Source organism: Actinoalloteichus spitiensis RMV-1378 (assembly GCF_000239155.1).
GTDB lineage: Bacteria > Actinomycetota > Actinomycetes > Mycobacteriales > Pseudonocardiaceae > Actinoalloteichus_B > Actinoalloteichus_B spitiensis.
The window spans coordinates 1-2,736 of the sequence record NZ_AGVX02000675.1 but is presented as its reverse complement, the minus strand read 5'-3'; the positions used below and the strand labels follow the sequence as shown (position 1 = coordinate 2,736).

General features: G+C 74.6%; 2 protein-coding genes and 1 pseudogene. All 3 read left to right on the top strand.

The window, feature by feature from the left end:
* Nucleotides 1-466 precede the first annotated feature (466 nt).
* On the top strand, nt 467-1,096 hold the full coding sequence (locus ACTIDRAF_RS30890; protein WP_157163240.1) for a hypothetical protein: 630 nt from the start codon (nt 467-469) through the stop codon (nt 1,094-1,096).
* Nucleotides 1,097-2,365, top strand: coding sequence for an MAB_1171c family putative transporter (locus ACTIDRAF_RS0223760; RefSeq protein WP_016701183.1), 1,269 nt, complete (start codon nt 1,097-1,099; stop codon nt 2,363-2,365).
* A gap of 5 nt (nt 2,366-2,370) precedes the next feature.
* Nucleotides 2,371-2,736: pseudogene (locus ACTIDRAF_RS30885) on the top strand (hypothetical protein); the annotation flags it as partial.

Below are 2,736 nucleotides of genomic sequence, written 5' to 3'. Positions count from 1 at the left end.
GGTCGGGCCGCCCCTCCCGACGGCGACGGCCCGCGTCGCTGAGCGGCCGTCACCGCCGGGTAAGGGCGGGACCCCCAGCCCGGCGCGCCACGGCTCGACGTCCGTCCCGGTGCGCGGGCCGTCCGGGCCGGACCGGGACGTCCCACCCCGCACCGAGCCGGAGGTGCGCTGCTCCAGGCGGAGATCCGTCGTTCGGCCGAACGGTGGTGCCCCGGGTTGGGGGGATGTCCGGCGCGCTCCGGCCGGCATAATGATCGGCGGGCTCCCCCGCCGGCCGGTCCCGCCGGCCACCCCGCGCGGCGGCCGGGGGTGACCCATCGCTGGTGACCCGGCGCTCCGGGTGGTGCCCCGCCACTCGCCGGGCCAGCGTCCCGCGGTCTGGCGGCCAAGGGAACCACGGGTCCGGCCCGGACACGGTCACGAGCCGTGCCGCCCGCCCTCGAGAAGCACCGGGAGGGAAGGCATCGTGGTCGCTGACCAGCGGACACAGCCGACGCGGCAACCGCTGACGTGCCTACGGCTGGCCCGCCCCCACGCGCCGCCGCTGACGAGGGAGGTGACCACCCCGGTGCACTACCACGACCTACGCCGCCGCTGCGAGGAACGGGTGCGTCAGCTCGACCGGAGCGCGGGCATCCCCCGCCCGTTCGACCTCACGGTGTTCCTCGACCGGCTCGCCCACCACCGAGGCCGCCCCATCACGCTGCATCCCAGCGACCACGTCGCCGGCCGGGCGTGCGGGATGTGGCTCGACCTCGGCGACATGGACGTGATCGCCCACGCGCGCACCACCCCGCTCCACGTGTGGCACATCGTGTTGCACGAGGTGGGGCACATGATCTCCGACCACGCCGGCGCGCACCTGCTCGACCGTGACTTCCTCCGCGCGCTGGCACCGGACCTCGACCCGGAGGTGGTCGTCAGGACGCTGGGCCGCTCGTCCTACTCCGCCGTCGAGGAGCAGGAGGCCGAGATGATCGCGTCACTCATCCTCGGTCGGGCGGGCGCACCGCCACGGCGCTCCCACCGACCGTCGGAGCGCTCGCCGGACATCGTCCAGGCGGCGGACCGAGCCGAAGACATCTTTGGGGTGTGAATGGTCACCGCACTGTTCCTGACCGTCTCACTGCTCGTCTCCCTCGCCGCCGTCCTCCGGGCGGCGCACAACCTGAGACGGGGCCCGGGAGGGAACCCGGGCCGATGGGCGCTGGTCGGCGTGCTCGGCTCGCTGGGGTTCGCGTTCCTGGTCCTCGCCCCCGCGACACAGGCCGTGCTCGCCGGCATCTACCCCAACATCGGACGGTTGCTGTCCAACCTCGGCACCCTCGCCGCCGCCTTCTCCGCGGTGATGCTCCTGCTGTACCTGGCCCACCCCCCGGAGGAGGCGCGCCGTCGCGCCCCCCGCCGGTTCCTGGTGTTCGTGGTCGCCGAACTGGCGCTGATCGTCCTGTTCTTCAGCGCCGGCATCCCCGAGTCCCGCGGACTGTTCGGCGAGTACTACTCGACCCACCCCACGCTCGCCGGCTACGTCCTCGTCTACTCCGCCTACCTGGGCGCCGTCCTGGTCGATCTCGCCTGGCTGGGGCTGCGGTACTCGAACGCCACGAGCGGGAGCCTGCGCATCGGCCTGCGGGTGCTCGCGGTCGGCTGCGTGCTGGGACTCTCGTACGTGGCGGAGAAGCTCTACAGCACGACACGCGCCGCCGTGGTGGGACCCGACGCCGGGGCGGAGTCCTACTGCGTCACGCCCTTCGACAACTTCGGCTGCGCGATGTCGGTGGGCATGCCGGCGGTCTCCGTGCTGGTGATGACCGTGGGACTGCTCCTGCCGGCCGTCACCCCGTTCGTCGCCCGGCTGGTCAGGGCCCCGGGGGAGTGGCGGGCCTACCGCGAGCTGCGGCCACTGTGGGCGGCGCTGTACGAGGTGGTGCCGGAGATCGCGCTGACCTCACCCGACGCCGTCGAGGGCGACTACGGGCGCGGTGACGTGAGCATGCGCCTCTACCGCCGCGTCATCGAGATCCGGGACGGCGTACTCGCGCTCCGGCCCTACCGGGACCCCTCGGTCGCCGACCAGGTGAGCGGTGCCGGACGCGCGGCGGGCCTCACCGGAGAGGACCTCGCCGCCACCGTCGAGGCGGCCGTGATCAGGGCGGCCGTCACCAGCGCCCGGTCGGGTCGACCGGTGGACGTCCCCAGTGGTGAGACCCCGCTCGCCGCTCCCGGCCCGGAGGCCGCGCTACCGCCGGACCTGGCCAGCGAGACCGCGTTCCTGCGGCGGGTCGCGGTCGCCTTCGTCTCCTCGGCGCTGGTCCGCCCCTACGGCGGCGAGCGCGCCGCCGCCGACGTGCCCTCGGGGGCCTGAGCGTCGTGGCGGGGCCAGGAAAGGGCCAGCCCGAGGTCCCGGAGCCCGGCGCGGAGGAGAACGCGCCCGCGACCGCCGCCCCGAAGACGCCCGACACCCCCTCCAGCGGGACCGAGGGCGTGGCCGAGCTGTTCCAGGACGAGTGGTTCCGCGATCCCCACCCCACCTACGCCCGCCTGCGGTCCCAGTGCCCGGTGCACCAGGTCAGGTCCCCCGGTGGCCGTGCCGCGTGGATCGTCCTCGGCCACGCCGAGGCCCGGGAGGCGCTCGCCGACGGCCGGCTCAGCAAGGACGTGCGCGCCGCCGGCCACATCTTCGCGAGGGGTGGCCGCCGCAGGGACCTCGCCCCGGCCGTGAGCCAGACCATGCTG